We start from the raw sequence: 24920 nt of genomic DNA on the forward strand, positions 1-24920 counted from the left end.
GCGCCGTACGGGCCCCGCTGTGGGGCGTGCCGCTACGAGTAGGACTCGACGGCGCTCACCTTGTGTGCGTAAATCACGCGTCCGCAGGGCGTGTTGCCCCGGCAGGACTTGTCCTTGATCGTCGACCTGTGCTCCGAGACGGACCAGAGCAGCGGTGGATTCCCGGTCTTCCGGCCGTGCTCCAGATAGAAGTCCTCGGGTCCGACGGCCGTGGGCACCGGCGGCCCGGAGGTCAGCAGGCCCTTCCTCGGGAAGATCCTGGCCTGGACGATCGTGCCGTTGGAGTACCGGTGGCTCTGGTTCAGGAAGTACTTGCCCTTGTAGCGCGCGGCTCCCTGGATGCCGTCCTGCGGAAGGAAGTACGCCCAGTTGGGCGTCACGGTGACTCCGCCGCTGGACGCCAGCCTGCCCGTCCTGGGGTTGAGCTGGTACGCGCTGATGCGGCCCGTGGACGGGTGGCCCTTGGCCGTCTTGCAGTACTCACCCATCACCAGCACGTCCGGAGCCGTGGAGCGGTCGATGGAGAGATACGAGGACTTGGGCGCGCCGGTGCCCACGCAATAGGCGTGCGCGGGACTGTTGTGCTGCTTGGCCTTGAAGGTCCAGGTGGCCACCTGCGGCATCACATAGCGGTAGCCGAAGCTGTACCAGGTCTTGCCGTGCCGGCCGATCTTGCGCTTGTTCTTGACGTCGACCTTCATCCCGCCGGCGACCTTGTCATTGGTGCCGACCTTGTTGTCCGGGTTGAGGTCCATGATCTTGCGCATGTCGAAGACCCGCAGGCCGTTGAAGGTGTCGGCGATGTACAGGTAGTTCCCGTACCAGGCCATCCCGCCGATGTGGATGCCCGTCTGCTTTTTGCCCTTCTTGCCCTTCTTGCCTTTCTTGGCTTGCTTGGCCTTCTTGTCGCCGCTGGCGTGCACCGCGTCGAAGGTGATCTTCTTCGTCTTCTTGCTGATGTACGGCCAGACCAGCAGCGCGTGCCGGTACTTCTTGGTCGCCGGGTCGAGGAAGGTGAGGCGCACCCCCTTCTCGTTGCACTGGTCGGACTCCTTGGCCGTGCAGCCGTTGCCGCGGCCCGGGTTCGCGTCGTCGTACGAGCCGATCAGGATGGGGCGCTTGCCGCCCCACTTCTCGTCCTTCTGCGCGTCCGAGACCCCGGTGATGGCCTGCGGAATCCACTCCGGGCTGACGGCGTCGTCGCCCTTCCAGCAGTACTTCTTGCTGGGAGAGAGCGGCTTCTTGCCGTTGTCGCCCTTCCCGAAGGGGTCGACCTTGCAGGCCGCGCCGGACGTGAACGGGCGGTTGGCGTACTTGAGGATCTTCTGGACGCCCTGCTTGGGGAGCGCGGCGTCCAGCCGCTTGACACGTGAGGTGAGGCTCCTGCCCGCCTTGAGATTGAAGTTGCTCGCCTTGGTGGCCGAGCCGGGACCGCCCCACGCCATGGTGGTGAACGCGGGCTCTTCGGCCTCCGCGTCCGTGGCGTAGTCGGCGGTTGGCTGCTCGGCCCCCGTGGCCGCTTCGGTCAGGGTGGCGGGGTCGGACGCAGGGGCCTCGTCACCCATGGCGGGGATGACGAGAAGACCTGCTGTGACCGCCGCGACGGCACCGACGGCGATGATCCGCCCTGAGCGCGCGACCGGTATTCGACGTTTCGACAAAGTTGTCTCCGAGACTCGCATTGCCAATGAGGCAAATGGATGCTCGCAGAGCAAACATTCGGTGGACAAACTTCGGTTGATACCTGATCAGATTCGCAAATCGTGATCTATCACTGGCTCAAGTCCGTTGTACGTCAAGGAGATTGGCTGCTCAGCCCGGCTGAGCGGGCTTGGGGTCCGCTCTCGGGTCGTACCTGGCCGCGCACACAGCATCTCTACCGGGTGATGGAAAAGTGCCCGCCTTCCGCCCGCCTGGTGTTCGCGACTGCGTACGGCTCAGCCTCCTGGCGGCCGCCCGGGCCGCCACCGCCTGTCCAGCGAGTGGAATACGCGCGCACCCGCCGCGCGCGCTGGCATAGATTCGGCTCTGTGACAGTGGCAAGACAGCAGGTAACGCAAGCGCGCAGGATCGTCGTCAAGGTCGGCTCGTCCTCGCTGACCACCGCGTCCGGCGGACTCGACGCCGACCGCGTCGACGCCCTCGTCGACGTGCTCGCCAAGGTCCGCAGCGGCGGCGAGAAGGAGATAGTGCTGGTCTCCTCCGGCGCCATCGCCGCGGGCCTCGCACCGCTGGGCCTGGCCCGCCGCCCCAAGGACCTGGCCCGCCAGCAGGCCGCCGCAAGCGTCGGTCAGGGACTGCTCGTCGCCCGCTACACGGCCTCCTTCGCGCGCTACGGCGTACGCGTCGGCCAGGTCCTCCTCACCACCGACGACACCAGCCGTCGCGCCCACTACCGCAACGCCTACCGGACCCTGGACCAGCTGCTCGACATGGGCGCCGTCCCTGTCGTCAACGAGAACGACACGGTGGCCACCGACGAGATCCGCTTCGGCGACAACGACCGTCTCGCGGCCCTCGTCGCCCATCTCGTACGAGCCGATCTGCTGGTCCTGCTCTCGGACGTCGACGGCCTCTACGACGGAGACCCGGCCAGGCCCGGCAGCCGGCGGATCGAAGAGGTGCGCGGCCCGGACGACATCGCCCATGTGCAGATCGGCAGCGCGGGCAAGGCCGGAGTCGGCACCGGCGGGATGGTCACCAAGGTCGAGGCGGCCAGGATCGCGGCCGCCGCAGGCGTCCCCGTCGTCCTCACCTCCGCCGTCCGGGCCGCCGACGCCCTCACCGGCCGTGCCACCGGCACCTACTTCCACAGCACCGGACGCCGCTCCGCCGACCGGCTGCTGTGGCTCGCCCACGCCTCGACCCCGCAGGGCTCGCTGACCCTGGACGACGGCGCGGTACGGGCCGTGGTGCAGGGCCGGAAGTCGCTCCTGCCGGCCGGGATCGCCGCGGTCGAGGGCGAGTTCAGCGCCGGGGACCCGGTCGAGCTGCGCGACACCGGGGGCCGGGCGGTGGCCCGCGGACTCGTCAACTTCGACGCCAAGGAGATCCCGCAGCTGCTCGGCCGCTCCACCCGCGAGCTCGCCCAGGAGCTGGGCCCGGAGTACGAGCGCGAAGTCGTACACAGGGACGATCTGGTCGTCCTGCACCCCTGAATCGGCTGAAAGACCGGTCTTCCGACAGGGACCTTCACCAAAAGCGCCCCATGCTCCGTCCCGGACTGGTCAACTTTGTTGCGGAGGAATGGCGGGGTACAGCAGGACGACACGCAACAGGAGGCCGCCGGTGAGACGAGCGCGCCCAGGGGATGTGCCCCGCGGGTCGGGGGGCATCCCTCACGCCCGTAGGGCCGTGGGCGAGGAACGCGCCCTGACCAGCGTCGGTGCGGGCGCGGACTTCGGCGACGTCGACGACGCCGAAGCGGGCCAGGAGACCGGATCCGAGACGGGCGCACACAGCAGGGAACGTGTGCAGTCGAAGCTGTGGCACATCACGCTCAGCGTCTCCGGAGCCGAAGCCCCGCTGAAGGAGGTCCGGCGTGGTCTGGAACAGCTCGCGCACGACCACCCCTTCCTGCTGACCAGCCGCTATGCCAACGACCACGCGGAGATCCGCTACTGGGAGGAGGCGCGGGACCTGCACGACGCCGCAGCGGTCGCGCTGCGACTGTGGGGCGAGCACCGCTCCACCGCCAGGCTTCCGCCGTGGGAGATCGTCGGCCTCGAGGTCATCGACCGCCAGACCTACCACCAGCGCATCGCTGAGGGGTACGGCCCGCCACCGGCCGCCCCCGTGGGCGTGCATCCCTTCTGAGGCTTCTGTCTCGCAGTGCGGAATACGTGAGGGACGCCCGCCGGAGTGGCACTACCCTGCGGGTATGACGACGTCGCCGCTTTCGCCGTACGACAGCCTCTCCCCGGTCGCCCAGGCCGCCTACCGGGCCCGCGGTGCGGCCGCCGACCTCGCGCCGCTGCCGCGGTCGGCGAAGGACGACGCGCTGCTGGCGATCGCGGACGCGCTCGAGGTCCGTACGAGCGAGATCGTCGCGGCCAACGCCGAGGACATCGCCCGCGCCCGGGAGGCGGGCACCAGCGAGTCGATCATCGACCGGCTCACCCTGACCCCGGAGCGGGTTCGGGCCATCGCCGCCGATGTGCGGCACGTGGCCGCGCTGCCCGACCCGGTCGGCGAGGTGGTGCGCGGCTCGACCCTGCCCAACGGCATCGACCTGCGCCAGGTGCGCGTCCCTCTCGGCGTCGTCGGGATCATCTACGAGGCCCGGCCGAACGTCACCGTGGACGCCGCCGCCCTCTGCCTGAAGTCCGGCAACGCGGTGCTGCTGCGCGGCTCCTCCTCCGCCTACTCCTCCAACGCCGCACTGGTGAAGGTCCTGCGGGATGCCGTCGGAGGCTCCGGCCTGCCGGCCGACGCGGTGCAGCTCGTGCCCGGTGAAAGCCGCGATTCCGTACGGGAGTTGATGCGGGCCCGTGGCCTGGTCGACGTGCTCATCCCGCGCGGCGGCGCCTCCCTGATCCGTACTGTCGTGGAGGAGTCCACCGTCCCGGTCATCGAGACCGGCACCGGCAACTGCCATGTGTATGTCGACGCCGAGACCGACATCGACATGGCCGTCGACATCCTCATCAACTCCAAGGCGCAGCGCCCGAGTGTCTGCAACGCCGCCGAGACGCTCCTGGTCCACCGGGACGTCGCGGCCGCATTCCTGCCGCGCGCCCTGGACGCGCTGGCCGACGCCGGGGTCACCGTGCACGGCGACGAGCGGGTGCTGGAGTACGCCGACGCCACCAAGGCCACCCTCGTGGCGGCCACGGCGGAGGACTGGGAGACCGAGTACCTCTCGTACGACATCGCGGCCGCCGTCGTCGAGTCCCTGGACGCGGCCGTCGCCCACATCCGGCTCTGGTCCTCCGGGCACACGGAGGCGATCGTCACCACCTCGCAGGCGGCGGCCCGCCGGTTCACCCAGTTGGTGGACTCCACCACGGTCGCCGTGAACGCGTCCACGCGTTTCACGGACGGTGGCCAGTTCGGTTTCGGTGCCGAGATCGGAATTTCCACCCAGAAGCTGCACGCACGTGGCCCGATGGGACTGCCGGAGCTGACCTCGACGAAGTACATCGTGACAGGAGACGGTCACACTCGGTAGCTGTCGGCTGGGTCACTCGGGCCGCCGGAGTTCGGACTCTGTCTGCCCAAACCGACCGGCCAGGTCTACTCTGAATGCGTGCCGGACGACGTGGGGGGCAAGCCGTTCCCGGACGGCTGGGAGCCCGACGACGACCGCGGGGGCGCGGACGAGGACTTCGCCACCGTGGCGTTCGACGAGGACTTCGTACGGGCCGCCGAGTTTCATGAGCCGACCGCCGTCGAGCGGCTTCTGGCTGCCGCCCAGGCCCGCGCAGAGGCCGAGGCCGCACGGGGCAGATCCCGCGGCGGAGTGCCCGACGAAGAGCTCTACGACGACGGGTACGGCCTCGGAGAGTACGGCCGGGAGCGGGCGTACGACGACAGCACGGACTTTGACGACGAGTACGGCGGGCCGTACGGCAGGCACGGCGGTGCGCTGCGCCCCTACCGCGGCAGCGCCCGCTGGCACCGGCCCGTGGCCTGGATCCTCGCCCTGGTGATGGGCATCGGAATGGTCGCCCTCGCCTTCACGGCCGTCTACCGAGGGGCCGCGGGCAACCGCCAGGACCGGGTGCCGCCGCCCGCCACGACCGGCGTCGACGCCACACCCACGAACGGCTCGGCCACGGACCGGGTGAGCAGCCCCTCCGCCTCGGCGGAGTACTCCGCGCCGCCTGTCTCAGCCGACCCCCGCACCCCCTGACCTTTGGACGCTGACACCCTGGACGCGCACCCCCGACCTTCTCGACCTCCTTGGAACCGCCTCTGATCAGCCCTTGAGCAGCTTCTCCCCAGCCGCTGTACGAGCTCTTGAGCGACCGCGTGAGAACTCGTCAGAGTTTGTCGTGCACCAGGGCGTTTACCGTGGCCCCGGCGGACCTACCCTGAAAGTATGGCTGGGCGCGGAGACCCGCCCGAGGGGACACCCGAGGGGCTCCCCGGCGGTGGTGAGGACGAGTACCGATCCGTCGTCTTCGACGAATCGTTCGTACGGGCTGCGCGGCTTCAGGAGTTCTCCGCGCAGGAACGGATGGTCGAGCACTCCCGCGCCGTGCGCAGCCTCCCCGCCTGGGGCCGCAGGAGGGGGGCCAAGCAGGTCCTGGTGCTCATACTGCTGATCGCGGTGGCCTTCGGCACCGCGATATACCTGGGCATCCGGCATCCGTACCAGACCCCGGCCTTCAAGCCGGCGGAACCGCTGCGTATCACCTTCCTTCCGCTCGCGCCCCAGGGCCCGGTCCCTGGCGGCACTCCTGCCGACCTCTATGCGCACAGCCCCGCCGCGAACTTCCGCATCGGCGCCTCGGGCATCACTCTCCCCGGCGTTCGGCACACCAAGAGCTTCTCCGAGAGCCAGGTGATGACGGCTCTTACCACCGCGAAGGACTACATCGTGGAGTCCTCGCTCGACCCCGACGTCCTCACCGGAGGCGCGGTGCGGCCGGTCCGGTTGCTGCTCGACCCGGACCAGTACGCACAGTTCGACCGGAGCATGACCACCCCCGCCGCCGACGGCCGCCATGCCGCCAGCGGGTGGCTGGTGCGCTACGACCCGGCGAAGGTGGTGCTGGCCGACCCCCAGGTGAGGGTGCAGGGCACACTGCGCGTCGCCGAGGTGGGGCCCGACGCCCTGGAGGTGACGTCGGACCACACCTTCGCCTACGCACTGCGGCCGGCCGGGGTGAACGGCCCGCGGGTGGGCGATGCCTCGCTGTTCACGGTCCGCCGTGAGCTGCACTTCCGTTTCGACCGGGACGATCTGCACCAGCACCGCGCGGAGCTGCTGGTCAGCTATGTCCAGGCCGGGCCCCAAGCCTGCTCGGCGGACACGACCGGCGGCCTGCGCCCGCTGCTCGCCGGCGAGCGGGCGACGGCGTCCGGGCCGGCCGGAACCGACCCGTACGCGACGGGCCGCCCCACCGCGGCGCTCTGCGGCTCACTGGCACCGGGCGCGCAGCCGTCACCGTGACCGGCGCCGTGCGCTCGCCGCGATCTGGTGATCCGCGCCCGCCGTGCCCGGGGCCGTGTCGTCCCGGGGGCTGAGCGCTCGCCCGGCCGCGCTCCGTCCTGCTCCGGCCCGCGCCGCCTCAGCCCTCGCCCTTGCCCCCGCCGCTCCCACTCCCGTTCTCGCCCGCCGGGCCGCTGCCGTCGCCATTCGCGTTGCTCCCACCGGCGCTTCCGCCGGGGCCCGAGCCGCTGCTGCCGCTCGCGCCGGTGAACTTGTCCCGCAGCTTCCCGCCCAGGTCGCCCGCGCCGCCGGCTATGTCGCCGACCAGCTTCATGAGCGGATCCTTGCTCGTGCGCACCGTCTCCGCATAGTGCGATGCGGACTCGCGGAAGGAGTCGGAGACCGAGGTGTCCTTGTCCTCCGTACGCCGGGGGTAGTGGCCGTCCATGATCCGCTGGTAGTCGCGGCTCGCAGCCCACTTCTTCAGCTCGGCGGCCCGCACCGTGGTGAACGGGTGCGAGCGCGGCAGCACATTGAGGATCTTCAGCACGGAGTCGCGCAGATCCCCGCCCGCCTCGTACTCCTCGGCCTGCTCAAGGAACGCGTCGACGTTCATCTCGTGCAGATGGTTGCCACCGGCGATCTTCATCAGGCCGCGCATCGACGCCTGCAAGTCCTGGCCGACCAGCAGCCCGGCACGGTCCGCCGAAAGCTCGGACTTGCGGAACCACTCACGCAGCGCAGTGACGATCGCCATGATCGCGACACTGCCGAGCGGAATCCATGCGATCTTCAGCGCGAGACTGGTGAGGAAGAGCAGTATCGTCCGATAGACGGAGTGACCGGAGAGCGCGTGGCCCACCTCGTGCCCGACGACGGCCCGCATCTCCTCCTCGTCGAGCAGCTCCACCAGACCGGTGGTGACCACGATGATCGGCTCGTCCAGGCCGATACACATGGCATTGGGCCGCGGGTCCTGCGTGACGTACATCGCGGGGACCTTCTCCAGGTCCAGGATGTAGCAGGCGTCCCGGAGCATGGTGTTCAGATGCGCGAACTGCGCGTCGCTCACCCGCACCGAGTCGGAGAGGAAGAGCAGCCGCAGGCTGCGCTCCGGCAGCAGTCCGCTCAGCGCCTTGAAAACCGTGTCGAAGCCGCTGAGCTTGCGCAGGGCGACCAGCGCCGAGCGGTCCGCGGGATGTTCGTACGCACGTGAGGAGATGCCCGGGAAGCGCTTGCGCTGCCTGCTCGGCACGTTCTCGTTACTGCTGTCTGTCATTCAAGCCCCCTGATGCCCCTGTTTGGTGCGAGTGCTGGCTCGTCCCCCTGACGGACCCCAGCGTAGGTGCTGGGGATACCGTGTGGCGGGGGCTGTGGATAACTGAGGAGTAGACCCGACATGCCGGACACCGCCGCACTGCTCGCCGCCGCATCCGAGCAGCAGGGACTGGGCAACACGCTGCGCATCCTGCTGATCGCGTCGATCGTCGGAGCCGCCCTGCTCGCCTGGTTCCTGCTGCGCGGCTACCGCGGCAACGGCGCCGACGACCGTGACAACGACTGAGTCGGCGTGAGCGTGCCCGGGCGGCCCGCATACGATGTGCGCGAAGTCTCTCCGCTCCGTCGGATAGTCGCCTGAACCCGTCCCGAGCTCCGACTCCCGATCGATAGGTCCTGCTGAAGATGAGCCTCGCCAGCACCGCCGCCAACCTGGTCACTCTCGCCGAAGGCGGCGAGCACGGTGGCAACCACGAAAGCCTCAGCCCCTACCTCACCGGTGGCGGCGCACTCTTCGCACTCCTGCTGCTTCTGTGGATCACCACCCGCTTCAATCGCGACCGCTGAGCCCGGGCCGAGCCGTCGTGCCAGTAGGCTCTGCACGCATGGGAGAGCAGAAAGTGCCTACCGGTACCGGTTCCGGTTCCGGCAAGCGCCGAATCGGCGTGATGGGCGGGACGTTCGACCCGATCCACCATGGACACCTGGTGGCCGCCAGTGAGGTGGCCGCCCTGTTCCACCTCGACGAGGTGGTGTTCGTACCGACCGGGCAGCCGTGGCAGAAGAGCCACAAGGCGGTTTCTCCGGCCGAGGACCGCTATCTGATGACGGTCATCGCCACGGCGTCCAACCCGCAGTTCTCGGTGAGCCGCATCGACATCGACCGCGGCGGGCCGACATACACGATAGATACGCTGCGGGACTTGCACTCGCTCAACAAGAACGCGGATCTTTTCTTCATCACCGGAGCCGACGCTCTCTCCCAGATCCTGGGCTGGCGCGACGCCGAAGAGCTGTTCTCGCTCGCCCACTTCATCGGTGTGACCCGGCCGGGTCACGACCTGACGGACGATGGGCTGCCCGAGGGCGGGGTCTCCCTGGTGGAGGTTCCGGCGCTGGCGATCTCGTCGACCGACTGCCGGGCGAGGGTCGCCGAAGGCGATCCGGTCTGGTACCTGGTTCCGGACGGTGTGGTGCGCTACATCGACAAGCGCCAGTTGTACCGCGGCGAGTGAGCCACGGAGAGGGGCACCGTTGAACGACCAGCAGAATCCGTACGACCCGTACTACCAGCAGCCGCAGATCATCGGCTACGACGAGTACGGGCAGCCGGTCTATCAGCAGCCCCAGCAGTACGACCCCTACGCGCAGCAGCAACCGCAGCACCCTCAGCAACAACACCCTCAGCAACCGCAGGGACCCGACCAGGGCTACGGCTACGACCCGTACGCCCAGCAGCCGCCGGGGACCGACCAGGCCCAGCAGTACGACCCGTATGCCCAGTACCCCCAGCAGGGCCAGGGACAGCAGGGATACGGCTACGGCTACGACACCGGTCAGCAGCCCGCAGTCGTCGACACCACCCAGCAGTGGAACATCCCGCAGCAGCAACAACTGCGGCAACAGCAGCAGCAGGCTCCGGCCGAGCCGCCCGCGAGGGCACCCGAGCCCGACCAGGCGCAGGCCGCCGTGCCCGGGCAGCGCCGGCCCGAGGGCGAACGTGAATACGGCACCGAGCAGTTCTCCTTCATCGAAGAGCCGGACGAGGACTCGGAAGACGTCATCGACTGGCTGAAGTTCACCGAGAGCCGATCCGAGCGGCGCGAGGAGGCCAAGCGCCGCGGCCGTAATCGCTTCGTTGCGCTCGTGGTCGTGCTGGCGCTCGCCGTTGTCGGCGGCGTCGGCTACCTCTGGTACGCGGGCAAACTGCCCGTCCTGTCGGGCGCCGAGAAGAAGAGCAACACCGCGACGGGACCGCAGAAGCGGGACGTGATCGTGGTGCATCTGCACAACACCAAGAAGAAGGGCACTTCGACCGCCCTTCTCGTCAACAACGCCACCACCAAGCAGGGCACCACCGTCCTGCTCCCCAACTCCCTCTCCGTTGCCAACGACGACGGCACCGCCACCACGCTGGGCAAGTCGGTCGACGACGACGGATCGACGGGCACGCGCGAGGCGATCGGTACCCTCTTGGGCGCCAGGATCACCGGCACTTGGCGGCTCGACACCCCGTATCTGGAGAACCTCGTCGAGCTGGTCGGAACCATCGACCTGACCACCGACACCGAGGTGCCCGGCGCCAAGAAGGGCGAGGCGCCGCTGGTGAAGAAGGGCGAGAACCAGACGCTGAACGGGCGCGCAGCCGTCGCATACGCCACCTACCTCGGGCCCGGCGAGGCCGAGGCCAAGCAGCTGCAGCGCTTCGGCCAGGTCATGCAGGCCGTCCTGAAGAAGTTCCCCGACGACCCCAAGTCGGCGACCGTCACGGTGGAGACGCTGGCGCAGATCCTCGACCCGTCGCTGCGCGAGAGCGACCTGGGCGCCGCGCTCGCCAAGCTGGCCGAGCACGCCAAGGGCGGCGACTTCAAGACGGCGCTGCTGCCGGTCCAGCAGGACGGTACGCTCACCGCGCAGGCCGCGGACAGTGTCGTCGAGGACATCCTGGGCGGCAGCGTCACCGCACCGGACAAGGGCGCGGCCGTGCGCGTGGGGATCAAGAACGCCACCGGGAACGCCGGCTTCACAGAGAAGGCCCGGATCGCCCTGGTCAACGGCGGCTACTCGGTCCTCGACGGCGGCAAGGCGGACACCGAGTCGACTTCGAAGGTCACGTACAGGGACGAGGCGCAGAAGGCGAAGGCGGTGGAGGTCGCCAAGACTCTCGGCCTGCCGGCGAGCGCGGTCACGAAGGGCGCTGCGGCCGCCAACGCGGATGTCTCCGTGGTGCTCGGCAAGGACTACAAGCCGGCCGGCCAGGACGAGTGATCGACCGGTGATCGACCGGCGCCGGGCGACCGCGCTCGGGCAGTGATCCAGGCGTGAGCGATCGAGGCGTGAGTGATCGGGGGGCGGTCGACGGGCGGTCACGGCGACCGGTGAGGGGGCGGGCGCCACGGTTCGTGATCAAGACCCGCGATCGAGACCCGCGACCATGCCCCGTGATCAAGGCCGGTGATCAAGCCCTGTGATCGAGGCCGAATAAACGCGGCATGGGCTGTCGGTGGTCCGTGAGACCCTTGAGGGGTACCTGACCGCCGACGAAAGCCTGCTTGTGACCGCCACGGACCGCTCCATCGAGCTCGTCAACACCGCCGCTCAGGCGGCAGCCGACCGGCTCGCGCACGACATCATCGCCTACGACGTCAGCGATGTGCTCTCGATCACCGACGCCTTTCTGCTCGCCTCCGCGCCCAACGACCGCCAGGTCAAGTCGATCGTCGACGAGATCGAGGAGCGGCTGAACAAGGAGCTCGGCGCCAAGCCGGTGCGCCGCGAGGGCGACCGCGACGCCCGCTGGATCCTGCTCGACTACGTGGACATCGTCGTGCACGTCCAGCACAGCGAAGAGCGTGTCTTCTACGCCCTGGAGCGGCTGTGGAAGGACTGCCCCGAGCTGCCTCTCCCCGAGGACGCCCTGAAGACCCGCGGCAAGGCCGAGGAGCACGCCCGGCTCGCCGGCGGTCCGGACGGTGAGCTGAGCTGAACGGCCGCGACAGGAGCAGCAAGCGAGACAGGGGTCGCCGCGTCGTCCTGTGGCGGCACGGCCAGACCTCGTGGAACCTGGAACGCCGCTTCCAGGGCTCCACGGACATCACACTGACCGAGGCCGGCGTCGCCCAGGCGCGCCGGGCGGCCCGGCTGCTCGCCTCCCTGAAGCCCGACGCGATCGTCGCCTCGGACCTCAAGCGGGCGGCGGCCACGGCCGGCGAGCTGGGTGGGATCACGGGACTCGACATCTCCTACGACGCCGCCCTCCGCGAGACATACGCCGGCGCCTGGCAGGGCCTGACCCACGACGAGATCGTCGCGCAGTACGGCGAGCAGTACGCCGCCTGGAAGCGTGGCGAGCCCGTGCGCCGCGGCGGTGGCGAGCTGGAGACCGAGGTTGCCGACCGGGCCGCTCCCGTGGTGCTGCACCACGCCGAGAAGCTGCCCGACGACGGCACCCTCGTCGTGGTCAGTCACGGCGGCACGATCCGTACCACCATCGGCCGGCTGCTCGGCCTGGAGGCCCACCACTGGGAGAGTCTCGGCGGCCTCTCCAACTGCTGCTGGTCGGTGCTCGGCGAGGGCGCGCGCGGCTGGCGACTGCTCGAGCACAACGCCGGCACCCTCCCGGAACCGGTCCTCGGCGACGACGACTGACCCCGCCCGGGCCCGGCCGTCGGCACCCCACCCCCGGATTTCACTTTCCGGCAGGTCGCAGGCTAAAGTTCTTCTTGTTCGCAGCGCGGAGCGCGAAGAACACGCGGGGCTATAGCTCAGTTGGTAGAGCGCCTGCATGGCATGCAGGAGGTCAGGAGTTCAATTCTCCTTAGCTCCACAGTCAAGATCCCGTCCGGTCGATTCGTTCGACCGGGCGGGATTTTCTGCTTCCCAGTCGCCCAGTCGCACAGCCCCGTATCAGTCGCGCAGTTCCCGCAGCAGCTCGATCCGTCGCAGGCTCTCCTCGTCGTTCGGTGTGTAGGCGACGATCCGGCACTCCGGCATTCCGTTGATCGACAGCGATACGGAGGTCATCCGCACCTCGCCTATCCGCTCGTGCCGGAACGTCTTCACGCGCGGACCCGGCGGCAGGACGTTCCCGCTCTCCCACAGCTCGGCGAAGTAGTCGCTGGCGACCGAGAGCCGGTGGACGAACGATTCCCAGGCGGGCTCGCCCACATGCCTGCCGTACGCACCGCGTAGCTGCGCCACCATCAGCGGCAGCTCCGAGTCGCGGAAAACCAGCGGACAGGCCGGCTCGGGGAGCGTGAAGAGTGTCCACAGCACATTGCGTATGCCGAAGGGCTCTGTGCGGTTGAGCGCGAACAGATCGCGGTAGGCGGGGTTGGTCGCGAGCACGTCGTACCGCGCGTTGTAGACCACGGCGGGACGCGGGTCGAGGGCGTCGATGATGCCCTGGATCTCCGGGCTGACGCTCTCCGCCGCCTTCTGCGGGTCCGCGGCGTACGGCACCTCCGCGAGGTGGTAGAGATGCTCGCGCTCCGGCTGGTCGAGGCGGAGCGTACGCGCCACGGCGTCCAGGACCTGGGCCGAGGCGTTGATCGGGCGGCCCTGTTCCAGCCAGGTGTACCAGGTGACGCCGACACCGGAGAGCTGGGCGACCTCCTCACGGCGCAGACCCGGTGTACGTCGTCTCAGGCCCGGCGGCATGCCCACATCGGCGGGCGTCACCCGCGCCCGGCGGCTGCGCAGAAACGCGGCCAGCTCGGGTCTGCGGCGATGGTGCGCCGCGCCCGTGGTGTGCGTCGTCGTCGCCGTCATCGTGGTCACATCCCTCATGGTCGAGGTCGGGGCCGGCCGTTGCCAGGTGCTGTTGGTACCAGCATCAGCGGGCTCTCGTTACCCGTACCGGATCCCCCTCAGGCTCACTGCCATGACGACGACCTCGGTCCAGACTCCACGGCTCAGTAGACACCCAGCCACTGACAACCGGCCACGGCTGCTGCTCGCGATCGTGCTTGCCGCGCAGTTCATGGCGCTCCTCGACACCTTCATCGTCAATGTCGCGGCCCCCACCATCCGTACAGAACTCGACGCGTCCGGCGGGGGGTTGCAGCTGGTCATCGCCGGTTACACCATCTCGTACGCCGTCCTGCTGATCACCGGCGCCAGGCTCGGTGATCTGCTCGGGCACCGACGGGCCTATCTGGGCGGGCTATTGCTCTTCACCGCCGCCTCGCTGGCCTGCGGACTCGCCGCGGGCACCGGCCAGTTGATCGCCTTCCGGCTCGTCCAGGGGGCGGGCGCGGCCCTGATGATCCCCCAGGTGCTCAGCCTGATCCAGCGGAACTTCACCGGCGAGGGACGGGTGCGGGCGCTCGGCGCGTACTCCGCGGTCCTGGCCACCGGAGCCGCCGCCGGGCAGGTCGTGGGCGGTGTTCTGGTCAGTGCCGATCTCTTCGGCGCGAGCTGGCGGCCGGTGTTCCTGGTGAACGTCCCGATCGGCCTTCTCCTGCTGGTGCTGGGCGCGCGGGTGCTGCCCGAGGACCGGCGCGACGAGCCCGAGCGCGCCCGCGGCCTCGATCTGCCCGGCCTGGTGCTGCTCGCCGCGGCCGTATCACTGTTCACGGTGCCGCTGGTGCTCGGGCAGGAACAGGACTGGCCGGCCTGGTCCTGGCTCTCGCTCGCGGCCTCCGTGGTCCTTTTCGGCATCTTCCTGGCGTACGAGTCGCGACTCGCCGGCCGCGGCGGCGCACCACTGATCGCGCCGCGCGTGCTGCGCATCCCGGGCATGGGTCGCGCGGTGCTGCGGATCACACTCGTGATGGCGGTGAACGCGGGCTTCCTCTTCACCCTGACCCTGCATGTCCAGGGTGGTCTCGGCCACAGTGCGCTCCGCGCGGGGCTGACGTTCGCACCCACCGCGCTGATCTTCGGAGCGGTCGGTCTGACCTGGCGGCGCTGGCCCGCGGGTCTCCAAAAGGCCCTGGTCCCGGGCGGTTTCGCGCTCACCGCGCTCGCGTGTGTTGCGGTCGGCGCGGTGCTGCGGGACGGCGGGGACGGCGGACTGTGGCTGTACTTCGCCTTCATGTTCGTCGGCGCCGGTCTGGCGCTCGCCTTCAGCCCCACGCTCACGGGCGCGCTCGCGACCGTACGGCAGCAGGACGCCGCGGACGCCAGCGGTCTGTTGGTGACGGTCACGCAGCTCGGCCAGCTGATCGGCGTCGCCGCATTCGGCACACTTTTCCTGAATCGGCAGACAGTACCCGGGGTACAGGGGTCTGCGGATGCCCTGTGGGTGAGCGCCCTCACGCTGGCGGCGGCGTCGATCTTGGGAGCGGTGGCCGGTCTCGTGCCCAAACGCCACTGACCCTCTTGCGTGGCCATGGCAGAATCGGACGGCCGGAGGGGACACCGGCCAGGACGGGAGGGAGAGCACGATGTCCGCCAGGAACAGCGAGGAGGCCGATGACCTGCTTGCCGCGGCGGAGGAACGCGCTCGTCTCAGCTGCCCGTCCTGCGGATCGGGGCATGTCGCCCAAGTCCTCGGCGACCATGGTGGAGTTTCCTACGTGTGCACGGCCTGCGGCCACAGCTGGAGCTGAATGATGGGTGCACACAGGCGGAAATGCGACTGGTGCGGCAGTGGTACGCCCATCGTCCGGGACATGGATCCGATCAATCCGGAGTACCAGTACTGGTGCGAGGAGTGCGCGCGGGCGCTGATCATAAAGGGCGACCCCATCGAGACCTATCGGGAACTCGAAGGGGAGCCGATCTACGGGCGACTCCTGGATGAGCACTGCACCCTGAAACGGTTCTATTCGTTCGCCACAGCATGACCAGAACGGTTGCGGCCGTGAGTGGATAGAGAGCGGAAAGGACCATCTGGCTTCCGTTCTGGGCGAGTTCGAGTCGCCCTTGGCCGTGGGGCACCCACCACAGGGCGTACGAAAGGAACACCAGCCCCGCCGCTGCGGCCCACCCCGTCCTGCCGCGTGCCGCCACCAAGAGCACTATGGGCACGCACCACACCCAGTGGTGGGACCAGGAGATCGGACTGATCAGCAGGGCCGTCGCCGCACCGGCCACGACCGCGCAGGCGCGATCGCCGCGCAGCGCGCAATCCACGCCCACCCCGAGGCCCGCCAAGGCGACGAGAGCGGCCGTCACGGCCCACCACGGCCCCGGATCGGGGGTGTGCAGCAGTCGGGCGAGCACACCGCGCAGCGACTGGTTGGCGGTGTCCTCGGCGTGGCCGACGCGGTCGGCCGCGAAGACCATGCCGGTCCAGAAGCGCCGGGAGTCGTACGGAAGGGCGGCGGCGGACGCGAGGGTCACGCCGAGAAAGACCGTGGTCGCGGTCGCCGCCCGCCGCAGCCATGGGTTCGGGCCCCCGCCCCGGGCCCGTAGATGTACCAGCCCTGCGATCAGTGCAAGCAGCGCGAAGAGTGCGGGGGTGAGCTTCACGGCGGCGGCGAACCCGATGCCCGCGCCCGCCCATCGGTGCCCTTCACGGCGGGTGAAGTCCCACAGCACGGCGACGGCGAGCAGCAGATTGATCTGGCCGTACCGCACTGTGGCCCACACCGGCTCGCACCATACGGCCGCCGCCGCCACCCAGAGCGTCGTCGTGCGCCGGTCCGCACGCGGGTGGGTCAGCCGCAGCGAGAGGTCGACGAGTGCCACCACGAGCAGCAGGTTCGCGGCGGTCGCCAGGGTGCGCATCTCGGGAACGCCGAGCAGCGTGAGCGGCGTGAACAGCAGTGCGGCGAACGGCGGGTAGGTCGACGGGAGGTTCGCCTCGGTGGTGCGCATTGCGTAGAGGTCCGCCCCCGCGCGTACGGTCGCGCCCGCGGCCCGGTACACCATCAGGTCGATCATCGAGACGTAGGCGGCGCGCTGCGCCAGCCAGAAGGCCGTGAAGGAGAGCAGACAGACTGCTGCGGCGGCGAGGATGGAACGTTGGGTTCCGGGCCGCGTGATCATGGTCACGAATGGGGACATTACCGGACCGGCTCGTAGGGCCCGGAAACGATTTGGTGATGCCCCGGGGGGAGCGTGTACTCTTGGCGACGTCGCCGCGGGGGAACCTTCACACAGGAAACTCCCAGCTGGAAGTCGGCAAGGCGGCACATCGCAAGGGGCTATAGCTCAGTTGGTAGAGCGCCTGCATGGCATGCAGGAGGTCAGGAGTTCAATTCTCCTTAGCTCCACTTCAAGCAGACACAAGGAAGCGGGCCATCCGATCGGATGGCCCGCTTTCCTGTGCGCCGGTCAACTGCGGCCGCTGCCAAGGGCCTTGCGGTTGCCGCCGGGGAGGGCGGGGCGGTCGGCGGGCTTGGGAGCCCGTTCGGCCGGCGCCTGCTCGATACGCATAGCCAGCGCGGGACACCGCCGTACGGCCCGCTGTGTCCGCCCCTGCAGGTGCACGGGAACGACCGCGTCGGCCACCGCCGGATACCCGTCGGGGTTGAGCCGGATCAGTTCGGGGATGATTTCCGCGCAGATCCCGTGGCCCTGGCAGAGCGTCCAGTCGATGAAGACCTTCTCGCCGCTCGGAATCGACTCCTCCGCCTCCTCGTAGCCGGGCAGGGGCAGTGGCAGCACACCGGTCGTCTCGCGTCCGCAGCCGCCGTGCAGCACATGGGCGGCGAGGTCGTCCGTGAAGGCGGACAGGGTCGAGGCGAAGAAGCGCGCCGAGCCGTCGGGGTGCTTGCACGCGCCCCGGCCCTTGACGGCCTGGGTCACCTCGCGCAGCGCCTCCAGTGCGGCGGGGCCGCCGCCGTTGATGACATCGGACAGACCGCCGGCCGCTGCGGGCAGGCCCAGCTTGCAGGGGCCGCACTGGCCCGCGGTCTCGGCGGCGAGCCAGTTGGCCACGCGCTGCGCCTCGCCGAGAGGGCAGGTCTCCGGGCCGATGGGGAGGATCGCGCCCGCGCCCAGGGAGCCGCCCACGGCGGCCAGTGATTCGCGCGAGACGTTGGACTCGTGGACGGCGACCGAGTCGATCCAGTTGCCGTGGTAGCCGCCCGTCAGCACGCCCTGGGGGAGCGGCGGGGCGCCCGCCAGCTGCAGCACGTACCGCAGCGGCACACCCGTGGGGACCTCGACGACCATGGGGCGCGCCACCGCCCCGGAGATCGTCAGCATGACCGTGCCCGGCTCGGTGTCCAGGCCGGTGTGGCTGTAGCGGCGCGCGCCGATGCGGGCGCCGACGGCGAGTTGCGCGAAGGTCTCGGCGTTGGACAGCAGGGTCGGGGCGCCGCCGACGCCGGTGTCGGACGCGCGCTCACGGCGGCCGGGCGGCAGCGCGGGTCCGCCGTTCACCGCGCGGATGACGGAGGAGGCCTCGCCGGAGACCATCCGCTCAGGGGTGCGGACGATCCGCGCGCGTAGCTGCTGCCCGCGCCGGTCGGACAGGCCGCGCTCGGCCAGTGCGGCGCGCATGGAGATCTCGGTGGAGTTGCGGGTGACCGCGACGACCAGAGTGCGCGCGCCGAGCGCCTCGGCGGCCAGCAGGGCGCCGTCCAGGATCAGATGGGGGGCGCGATTGAGCAGCACGGTGTCCTTGCGGCAGGCGGGCTCGCCCTCACTGCCGTTGACCACGACGACGGGCCGCACCCCGCGTCGGATGGCGGACTTGGCGACGGCGCGGAGCTTCTGCCCGAAGGGGAAGCCCGCGCCGCCGCGGCCGCGCAGCGATATGTCGTCGGCGAGCTGCGCGAGCCGCTCGCCGGTCATGGGTTCAAGAGGGCCGTGCACCTTGAGATGCATGGGGAGGTCGAGGCGCTCGACAAGATCGAACCCCTGCGTCAGCTGGGGAAGGCCGACAACACGGACCTCGGGGACATCAGGGAGGGGGGTGTTCACGGTCGGTCTCCTGCGGGCGCGTGCCAGGGTTCCCCGGCCGGGGGCGGGAAGAGCCCGGGCATCGGCGCTGTGTCGTCGTACGCGGCGGGGTTGCCGGCGGCGTACGGGGAGGGACTTTCTTCGTACGAGGAATACGAGGGGGCGGGGTCGTAAGCGGTCGGAGTCTCGAACGGGGCAGCGGGGTCGTAAGCGGTCGGGGTCCCGAACGGGGGAGCGGGGTCGTAGGCGGCCGCGGTCTCGAACGAGGTCGAGGTGTCGAACGCCGGGGTGTCGAAGGTGGTCGGAGTGTCGAAGGCGGTGGTCGGGGGAGCCGGGTCGTAGGCGGGAGGGGGCGCATACGCCGGGGGCTCGTACGCCGAAGGAGCGGGGGACTCAGGGGCTTCGGGTCGGAACGCCTGGGCGGGCGGCGGCGGGGACGGGGTGGGCCACAGTCCGGGCGGGGGGCCCGACTCCGACACGATGGGGATCTCTTCCGTCATCGGTATGCGCTCAGCGAGCGGAGCGGCCTCGTCGCCGGCGAGGGAGACCGCGCGGTACGCGGCGGAGATCCCGGGGCCGGGGCCCACGCCGCGGCTGACGGTCGGCTCGGCCTCAGGCGGCGGGGGCACCTCGTACAGCTGGGGCGAGGGGGCTGCCAGCCGCCTGGGCTGCGCGCGCGCCTGGTCGAAGGGAGGCTGGCGCTGGAGTTCCGACTCGTACGGACGCTGCGAGGGGATGCCCCGGATGCCGTTGAGGCCCGCCGGTGCGGTCGCGCCGGGCAGCGGGGAGACGGTCAGGTCGCGCCGCGACTCCTCGTCGGTCGACGGGCCGTCGGAGCCGCCGCCGGTCAGCGACATGATCTTGTTGGCGATGCGCCGCTGAGTCGGGCGCGGGAGCAGCCGTACGGACACGGCCGTGGCGACCCCGGCGAGCGCCAGGCAGTACATGGTCGTGACCCACGTCGCGGCGGGCCGGCCGGTGTAGAGGCCGTGCACCAGCGCCGCGCACCAGGCCGGGTACGCCAGCATGTGCAGCGGCCGCCAGCGGCCCGCGGTGCGAATATTGGCTGCCAGCGTGCTGCGCAGCGCGCCCGTCGTGGCGGCGACCACCATCAGGAACCCGGCCAGCGAGCCGAAGCCGATGAGGCCGTTCGTACCGCTGACGCCCAGTCCGAACGGGATCAGTGCGCCGATCACTTCCGTCTTCCCCAGCGATACCTTCACGGTGGCGTGCAGCAGCAGGAAGCCGAGCGACGCGGTGGCGGTGGCGCGGTGGATTGCCTGGGCGAGGAGCCGGTGGCGGGTGTTGAGCAGCACCCGGTCGGTGGCGAGCAGACCCCACGCGACGGAAGCGGTCAGGGACAACAGGGACAGAACGCCGCTGGTGAAGTCGAGCGCGGCGCGAAAACTGTCACTCCCGCCGACGGCGAGCACGGGTATGAGCACGAACGCCGCGACAGTCAGGCCGCCTTGCACAGGGCGGCTGAGCCCGGCACTCGGGGCGGGGGACGAACGGTTATTGCGTTGAGGGTTCATGGGGCGACTCCGAATGGTGCGGGAAATGCGGTCCCGTTGACGCATGCTAGGTCGACCCATACTGAGTGGTACGACGTTTCAACGTTTAGAGAGCCGAACCACAGAGAACTGACTTTGAGGTTGCCCCGGATAGGGGCGATACGCGGGGTAACTAACGGCGGTTAGAGGATCGCGCCCACGTCGTTCGGGGTCTGCGCCGGGACTCACTCAGGGTGTGCGCCGGAGCGCGTGGCGCGTATCGGAGGGCTCGGCGTGGGTGCTCCGGAGGCGGGTGCCAAGGGGTTGATTGAGGCAATTGCGAAGAATGCCGGATTCCGTTGATGGAGCTTCGGTGGATCTTCAACGAGCGTTCGGTGGCCTTGGGTGATCACCGATGGCCGTCGAGTGGCCTAGGAGGCTGGTCCCATGCGCCCGGTTCGCTCGCTGCGGTACCCTGACGCCATGCGTGCCGTACGCCTTCTGCTTAGCGAGCCGCGCTGATCAGTCCCGACGGATGAAGAATCCGGTCGGAATCGGCGCGGCGTCCCCTCCTGTGCGAGGGGTTTTTTCGTTTTGGAATCCGCTGGCAGAGACGAATCGATGGAGCTTCAAGGATCATGAGCGAGACGAATTCCGCTGCCGCCGCAGAGGTGGCTGCAGCGCACCGCTACACGGCTGCCATGGCGGCCGACATCGAGGCACGCTGGCAGGACGTCTGGGACGCCGAGGGCACGTACGAGGCGCCGAACCCGAGCGGTGAGCTGGCCGGGGACCCGGCCCTGGCGGCGAAGTCCAAGAAGTTCATCATGGACATGTTCCCGTACCCCTCGGGTGCGGGTCTGCACGTCGGCCACCCGCTGGGCTATATCGCCACCGACGTCTTCGCCCGCTACCAGCGCATGACCGGGCACAATGTCCTGCACACCCTGGGCTTCGACGCCTTCGGCCTGCCCGCCGAGCAGTACGCCGTGCAGACCGGCACGCACCCGCGCGTGTCCACCGAGGCGAACATCGAGAACATGAAGACCCAGCTGCGTCGGCTGGGCCTGGGCCACGACAAGCGCCGGTCCTTCGCGACGATCGACCCGGACTACTACAAGTGGACCCAGTGGATCTTCCTGCAGATCTTCAACTCCTGGTACGACGAGGACGCGAAGAAGGCCCGCCCCATCGACGAGCTGGTGGCCCAGTTCGAGAGCGGTGAGCGTGCCGTGCCGGGCTCCACGCGCGCGTGGAGCGAGCTGAGCGCCGTGGAGCGCGCCGATGTACTGAGCGGCTACCGGCTGGCGTACGCCTCCGACGCGCCCGTCAACTGGTGCCCCGGGCTGGGCACCGTGCTGGCGAACGAGGAGGTCACCGCGGACGGGCGTTCCGAGCGCGGCAACTTCCCCGTCTTCAAGGCCAAGCTGCGCCAGTGGAACATGCGCATCACCGCCTACGCCGACCGGCTGCTGGACGATCTGGACGTGCTGGACTGGCCCGAGGCGATCAAGCTGCAGCAGCGCAACTGGATCGGCCGCAGCGAGGGCGCGCGCGTCAACTTCTCGGTCGACGGTCACGACGACGTGCGGATCACGGTCTTCACCACCCGTCCCGACACCCTGTTCGGCGCCACGTACATGGTGCTGGCGCCCGAGCACGGCCTGATCGACTCCATCGTCCCGGCCGAGTGGCCGCAGGGCGTCAAGGAGGCCTGGACGGGCGGCGCCGCGACTCCGGCCGAGGCTGTCGCCGCGTACCGCAAGCAGGCCCAGACGAAGAGCGACGTCGAGCGGCAGACCGAACACAAGGACAAGACTGGTGTGTTCACCGGCGCCTACGCCGTGAACGCCGTCACCGGCGCGCAGATCCCCGTTTTCGTGGCCGACTACGTCCTGATGGGCTACGGCACCGGCGCCATCATGGCCGTCCCCGGGCAGGACGAGCGCGACTGGGAGTTCGCCGAGGCATTCGAGCTGCCCATCATCCGTACCGTCCAGCCGCCGGAGGGCTGGGAGGGCGAGGCCTTCACCGGACAGGGGCCAGCGATCAACTCCGCCAACGACGAGATCTCGCTGAACGGCCTGGGCGTCGCCGAGGCCAAGGCGAAGATCACCGAGTGGCTGACCGCCCGCGGAATCGGTGAGGGGACGGTCAACTTCCGGCTGCGTGACTGGCTGTTCAGCCGGCAGCGCTACTGGGGCGAGCCCTTCCCGATCGCCTACGACGAGGACGGCGTCGCGCACGCGCTGCCCGAGTCGATGCTGCCGCTGGAGCTGCCCGAGGTCGACGACTACTCGCCTCGCACGTTCGACCCGGACGACGCGGACACCCAGCCCGAGACGCCCCTGTCCCGCAACGAGGACTGGGTCAACGTCGAGCTGGACCTGGGCGACGGCGTCAAGCGCTACCGCCGGGAGACCAACACCATGCCCAACTGGGCGGGTTCGTGCTGGTACGAGCTGCGCTACCTGGACCCGCACAATGACTACAAGCTGGTCGACCCGGCGATCGAGCAGTACTGGATGGGGCCGCGCGAGGGTCAGCCGCACGGCGGCGTCGACCTGTACGTCGGCGGCGCCGAGCACGCCGTACTGCACCTGCTGTACGCGCGGTTCTGGTCCAAGGTGCTGTTCGACCTGGGGCATGTCTCCTCGGTCGAGCCGTTCCACAAGCTGTACAACCAGGGCATGATCCAGGCGTACGTCTACCGGGACAGCCGCGGCTTCCCGGTGGCCGCTGCCGAGGTCGAGGAGCGGGACGGAAAGTTCTACTTCGAGGACGAACCCGTCAAGCGCGAGCTGGGCAAGATGGGCAAGTCCCTGAAGAACGCGGTCACTCCGGACGAGATCTGTGCCGAGTACGGTGCGGACACGCTGCGTCTGTACGAGATGGCGATGGGCCCCCTGGATGTGTCCCGGCCGTGGGACACGCGCGCGGTGGTCGGCCAGTACCGGCTGCTGCAGCGGCTGTGGCGCAACGTGGTCGACGAGGCGACGGGTGAGGTGACCGTCGTCGACGGCGAGGCCGACGAGGCGATGCTGCGTGCCCTGCACAAGGCGATCGACGGCGTCGGACAGGACCTGGAGGCGCTGCGCTTCAACACCGCCATCGCCAAGGTCACCGAGCTGAACAACTATCTGACCAAGGTGGGCGGACCGCTGCCACGGAGCGTGGCGGAGCAGCTGGTGCTGCTGATCGCGCCCCTGGCCCCGCACATCGCCGAGGAACTGTGGCACAGGCTGGGGCACACCGACTCGGTCGTGCACCAGGACTTCCCCGTCGCCGACCCGGTGTATGTCGTGGACGAGTCGGTGACCTGCGTCGTGCAGATCAAGGGCAAGGTCAAGGCGCGGCTGGAGGTCTCCCCGTCGATCTCGGACGAGGAGCTGGAGGCGCTGGCACTGGGAGACGCTGCGGTGGTCGCGGCGCTGGGTGGCGCGGGCATCCGCAAGGTGATCGTGCGGGCGCCGAAGCTGGTCAACATCGTCCCTGCGTAGTCGCGGCCCTGCGTCGTCACGGCGCTGGGCAGCCTCGCTGCGCAGAGTGAGGGGTTTCCCTTACGGGCAGGTTGGGGGTTCCGACGGAACCCCCAACCTGCCCGTTCCGTTTACGGTGGAGGGACAACAGCCGACGCCGGAGGGGCGCTCATGGAAGCCGCGATTCTGATACTGACGCTGCTTTTCGTCGCCTTCGTGGCGTTGGGGGTGTACGTGACCGTGAAGATCGTCGGCGCGGCGAAGCGAGGTGTGGAACGCACCGTCACGCAGGCGCGCCGCACCGTCGAGGAGACCACCCTGCGGGCGAAGTCCTATGGGCAGGGCGGCGTGGTCGGCGAGCTGGCGCAGCTGCGGCTGGCGCTGCGTACGTCGATGAGGGCGACCCAGGACGCGCTGCACGCGGGCGTGGCGGAGGACGCCTCGCTGTCCGAGTCGCTCGCCCTGTTCAAGCGGCTGAGTGCGCATGGGCACGAGCTCGACGACGAACTGAAGCGGCTGGAGCGCGAGCCCGACCGGGCGACGGTGGCCTCGCTGCTGCCGGGGCTGCGAGAGCGTACGGAGCGGATCACGCACTCGGCGGAGTCGCTGCGGTGGGCGGCGCGGGACCGGGCACGGAAGTTCGCGGACGACGAGCTGGACGCGCTGAGCACGCAGATCGACGTGGAGGCGGGGGCGTTGCGGCACTGGTCGGAGGTGGAATCGCCGGCTGCCGATGGGCCGAAGGCGGCGCACGCCCCACAGGCGTCCTGGCCGGATGCGGGGACCGGCGACGGGGTTGTGCCGGAGCAGACCTGGGCGGATCCCGAGGCGGGGTCCGAGTCGGGGTCGCGGACCGGGACGGGTGCCGGAACCGGGGCTCAGCCCGGGCCGGGGCACACCGTGGCCGAGCAGCCGCCGGCGATCACAGCGCGCGATCCGCGGCAGCAGACCACATACCCCTGGCAGAAGTCCACGCGACCGGAGACCACGAACTGACCCTCCGGGCGCGGCGACGCGATCATTCGCGAGGGGCCGGGCTGCCGTCCGGCA

General features: G+C 69.6%; 21 protein-coding genes, 2 tRNA genes and 1 pseudogene. 18 read left to right on the forward strand and 6 right to left on the reverse strand.

Features of this window, described 5'->3' with window-relative positions; all coding sequences use genetic code 11:
• Positions 1 to 32: 32 nt before the first annotated feature.
• Positions 33 to 1661: a hypothetical protein gene (locus ACQEVG_RS05770; RefSeq protein WP_432978003.1), complete on the reverse strand. Its 1629-nt coding sequence runs from the start codon at positions 1659 to 1661 to the stop codon at positions 33 to 35.
• Positions 1662 to 2030: 369 nt separating this feature from the next.
• Here ACQEVG_RS05770 and proB point away from each other — a divergent pair, with 369 nt between their 5' ends.
• The 5 genes from proB to ACQEVG_RS05795 all read left to right on the forward strand — a co-directional run bounded on the left by proB (position 2031) and on the right by ACQEVG_RS05795 (position 7120).
• Entirely contained in the window at positions 2031 to 3158 is a 1128-nt protein-coding gene (gene proB, locus ACQEVG_RS05775; protein WP_432978006.1) for a glutamate 5-kinase, read from the forward strand.
• A 130-nt stretch (positions 3159 to 3288) separates the two neighbouring features.
• Complete coding sequence (locus ACQEVG_RS05780) at positions 3289 to 3816, forward strand: hypothetical protein (protein ID WP_432978009.1); 528 nt, start codon at positions 3289 to 3291, stop codon at positions 3814 to 3816.
• A gap of 64 nt (positions 3817 to 3880) precedes the next feature.
• Positions 3881 to 5170, forward strand: coding sequence for a glutamate-5-semialdehyde dehydrogenase (locus tag ACQEVG_RS05785; RefSeq protein ID WP_432978012.1), 1290 nt, complete (start codon positions 3881 to 3883; stop codon positions 5168 to 5170).
• 78 nt (positions 5171 to 5248) lie between these two features.
• Positions 5249 to 5854, forward strand: a complete 606-nt coding sequence (locus tag ACQEVG_RS05790) for a hypothetical protein (RefSeq protein ID WP_432978015.1) — start codon at positions 5249 to 5251, stop codon at positions 5852 to 5854.
• 189 nt (positions 5855 to 6043) lie between these two features.
• Positions 6044 to 7120 (forward strand): hypothetical protein, encoded by a 1077-nt coding sequence (locus ACQEVG_RS05795; protein ID WP_432978018.1) that lies wholly within the window; start codon positions 6044 to 6046, stop codon positions 7118 to 7120.
• 118 nt (positions 7121 to 7238) lie between these two features.
• On the opposite strand, the gene ACQEVG_RS05800 is transcribed toward ACQEVG_RS05795, so the two are convergent.
• Positions 7239 to 8378, reverse strand: coding sequence for a M48 family metallopeptidase (locus ACQEVG_RS05800; protein ID WP_432978021.1), 1140 nt, complete (start codon positions 8376 to 8378; stop codon positions 7239 to 7241).
• Between the two features lie 120 nt (positions 8379 to 8498).
• Here ACQEVG_RS05800 and ACQEVG_RS05805 point away from each other — a divergent pair, with 120 nt between their 5' ends.
• The 7 genes from ACQEVG_RS05805 (at position 8499) to ACQEVG_RS05835 (ending at position 12923) form a co-directional block, all read left to right on the forward strand.
• Positions 8499 to 8663, forward strand: a complete 165-nt coding sequence (locus ACQEVG_RS05805) for a hypothetical protein (RefSeq protein WP_432978024.1) — start codon at positions 8499 to 8501, stop codon at positions 8661 to 8663.
• A 119-nt stretch (positions 8664 to 8782) separates the two neighbouring features.
• Positions 8783 to 8944 (forward strand): hypothetical protein, encoded by a 162-nt coding sequence (locus ACQEVG_RS05810; protein WP_432978027.1) that lies wholly within the window; start codon positions 8783 to 8785, stop codon positions 8942 to 8944.
• 38 nt (positions 8945 to 8982) lie between these two features.
• Positions 8983 to 9612: a nicotinate-nucleotide adenylyltransferase gene (gene nadD, locus ACQEVG_RS05815; protein ID WP_432978030.1), complete on the forward strand. Its 630-nt coding sequence runs from the start codon at positions 8983 to 8985 to the stop codon at positions 9610 to 9612.
• 19 nt (positions 9613 to 9631) lie between these two features.
• On the forward strand, positions 9632 to 11365 hold the full coding sequence (locus tag ACQEVG_RS05820; RefSeq protein WP_432978033.1) for an LCP family protein: 1734 nt from the start codon (positions 9632 to 9634) through the stop codon (positions 11363 to 11365).
• 286 nt (positions 11366 to 11651) lie between these two features.
• The gene (rsfS, locus tag ACQEVG_RS05825; RefSeq protein ID WP_432985084.1) at positions 11652 to 12083 is read left to right on the forward strand and encodes a ribosome silencing factor; all 432 of its coding nucleotides are present in this window, start codon (positions 11652 to 11654) and stop codon (positions 12081 to 12083) included.
• Positions 12080 to 12745, forward strand: coding sequence for a histidine phosphatase family protein (locus ACQEVG_RS05830; protein ID WP_432985087.1), 666 nt, complete (start codon positions 12080 to 12082; stop codon positions 12743 to 12745). The genes rsfS and ACQEVG_RS05830 overlap by 4 nt, the downstream gene beginning before the upstream one ends.
• A gap of 105 nt (positions 12746 to 12850) precedes the next feature.
• A tRNA-Ala gene (locus tag ACQEVG_RS05835) sits at positions 12851 to 12923 on the forward strand.
• A gap of 80 nt (positions 12924 to 13003) precedes the next feature.
• Here ACQEVG_RS05835 and ACQEVG_RS05840 read toward each other — a convergent pair.
• The gene (locus ACQEVG_RS05840; RefSeq protein WP_432978036.1) at positions 13004 to 13885 is read right to left on the reverse strand and encodes a helix-turn-helix transcriptional regulator; all 882 of its coding nucleotides are present in this window, start codon (positions 13883 to 13885) and stop codon (positions 13004 to 13006) included.
• A 94-nt stretch (positions 13886 to 13979) separates the two neighbouring features.
• On the opposite strand from ACQEVG_RS05840, the gene ACQEVG_RS05845 reads away from it, so the two are divergent.
• The 3 genes from ACQEVG_RS05845 (at position 13980) to ACQEVG_RS05855 (ending at position 15888) form a co-directional block, all read left to right on the forward strand.
• Positions 13980 to 15416 carry an MFS transporter gene (locus ACQEVG_RS05845; protein WP_432978039.1) on the forward strand — a complete coding sequence of 479 codons (1437 nt, stop codon included), beginning with the start codon at positions 13980 to 13982 and terminating at the stop codon, positions 15414 to 15416.
• Between the two features lie 70 nt (positions 15417 to 15486).
• Positions 15487 to 15651 (forward strand): hypothetical protein, encoded by a 165-nt coding sequence (locus ACQEVG_RS05850; protein WP_432978042.1) that lies wholly within the window; start codon positions 15487 to 15489, stop codon positions 15649 to 15651.
• 3 nt (positions 15652 to 15654) lie between these two features.
• The gene (locus ACQEVG_RS05855) at positions 15655 to 15888 is read left to right on the forward strand and encodes a hypothetical protein (protein ID WP_040916346.1); all 234 of its coding nucleotides are present in this window, start codon (positions 15655 to 15657) and stop codon (positions 15886 to 15888) included.
• Here ACQEVG_RS05855 and ACQEVG_RS05860 read toward each other — a convergent pair.
• Positions 15863 to 17035, reverse strand: a pseudogene (locus ACQEVG_RS05860) (glycosyltransferase 87 family protein); the annotation flags it as partial. The gene ACQEVG_RS05855 and the pseudogene ACQEVG_RS05860 overlap by 26 nt on opposite strands.
• A gap of 154 nt (positions 17036 to 17189) precedes the next feature.
• On the opposite strand from ACQEVG_RS05860, the gene ACQEVG_RS05865 reads away from it, so the two are divergent.
• A tRNA-Ala gene (locus ACQEVG_RS05865) sits at positions 17190 to 17262 on the forward strand.
• Positions 17263 to 17323: 61 nt separating this feature from the next.
• Here the strand turns inward: ACQEVG_RS05865 and ACQEVG_RS05870 are convergent.
• On the reverse strand, positions 17324 to 18919 hold the full coding sequence (locus tag ACQEVG_RS05870; protein WP_432978045.1) for an NADH-ubiquinone oxidoreductase-F iron-sulfur binding region domain-containing protein: 1596 nt from the start codon (positions 18917 to 18919) through the stop codon (positions 17324 to 17326).
• Positions 18916 to 20433, reverse strand: a complete 1518-nt coding sequence (locus tag ACQEVG_RS05875) for a hypothetical protein (RefSeq protein ID WP_432978048.1) — start codon at positions 20431 to 20433, stop codon at positions 18916 to 18918. Before ACQEVG_RS05875 ends, ACQEVG_RS05870 begins: the two co-directional genes overlap by 4 nt.
• A 596-nt stretch (positions 20434 to 21029) precedes the next feature.
• On the opposite strand from ACQEVG_RS05875, the gene leuS reads away from it, so the two are divergent.
• Positions 21030 to 23891, forward strand: a complete 2862-nt coding sequence (gene leuS / locus ACQEVG_RS05880; RefSeq protein WP_432978051.1) for a leucine--tRNA ligase — start codon at positions 21030 to 21032, stop codon at positions 23889 to 23891.
• A 150-nt stretch (positions 23892 to 24041) separates the two neighbouring features.
• Positions 24042 to 24866, forward strand: coding sequence for a hypothetical protein (locus tag ACQEVG_RS05885; RefSeq protein ID WP_432978054.1), 825 nt, complete (start codon positions 24042 to 24044; stop codon positions 24864 to 24866).
• Positions 24867 to 24920: the final 54 nt, after the last annotated feature.

The organism is Streptomyces sp. CA-135486, assembly GCF_050936555.1.
In the GTDB taxonomy this organism is placed as follows: domain Bacteria; phylum Actinomycetota; class Actinomycetes; order Streptomycetales; family Streptomycetaceae; genus Streptomyces.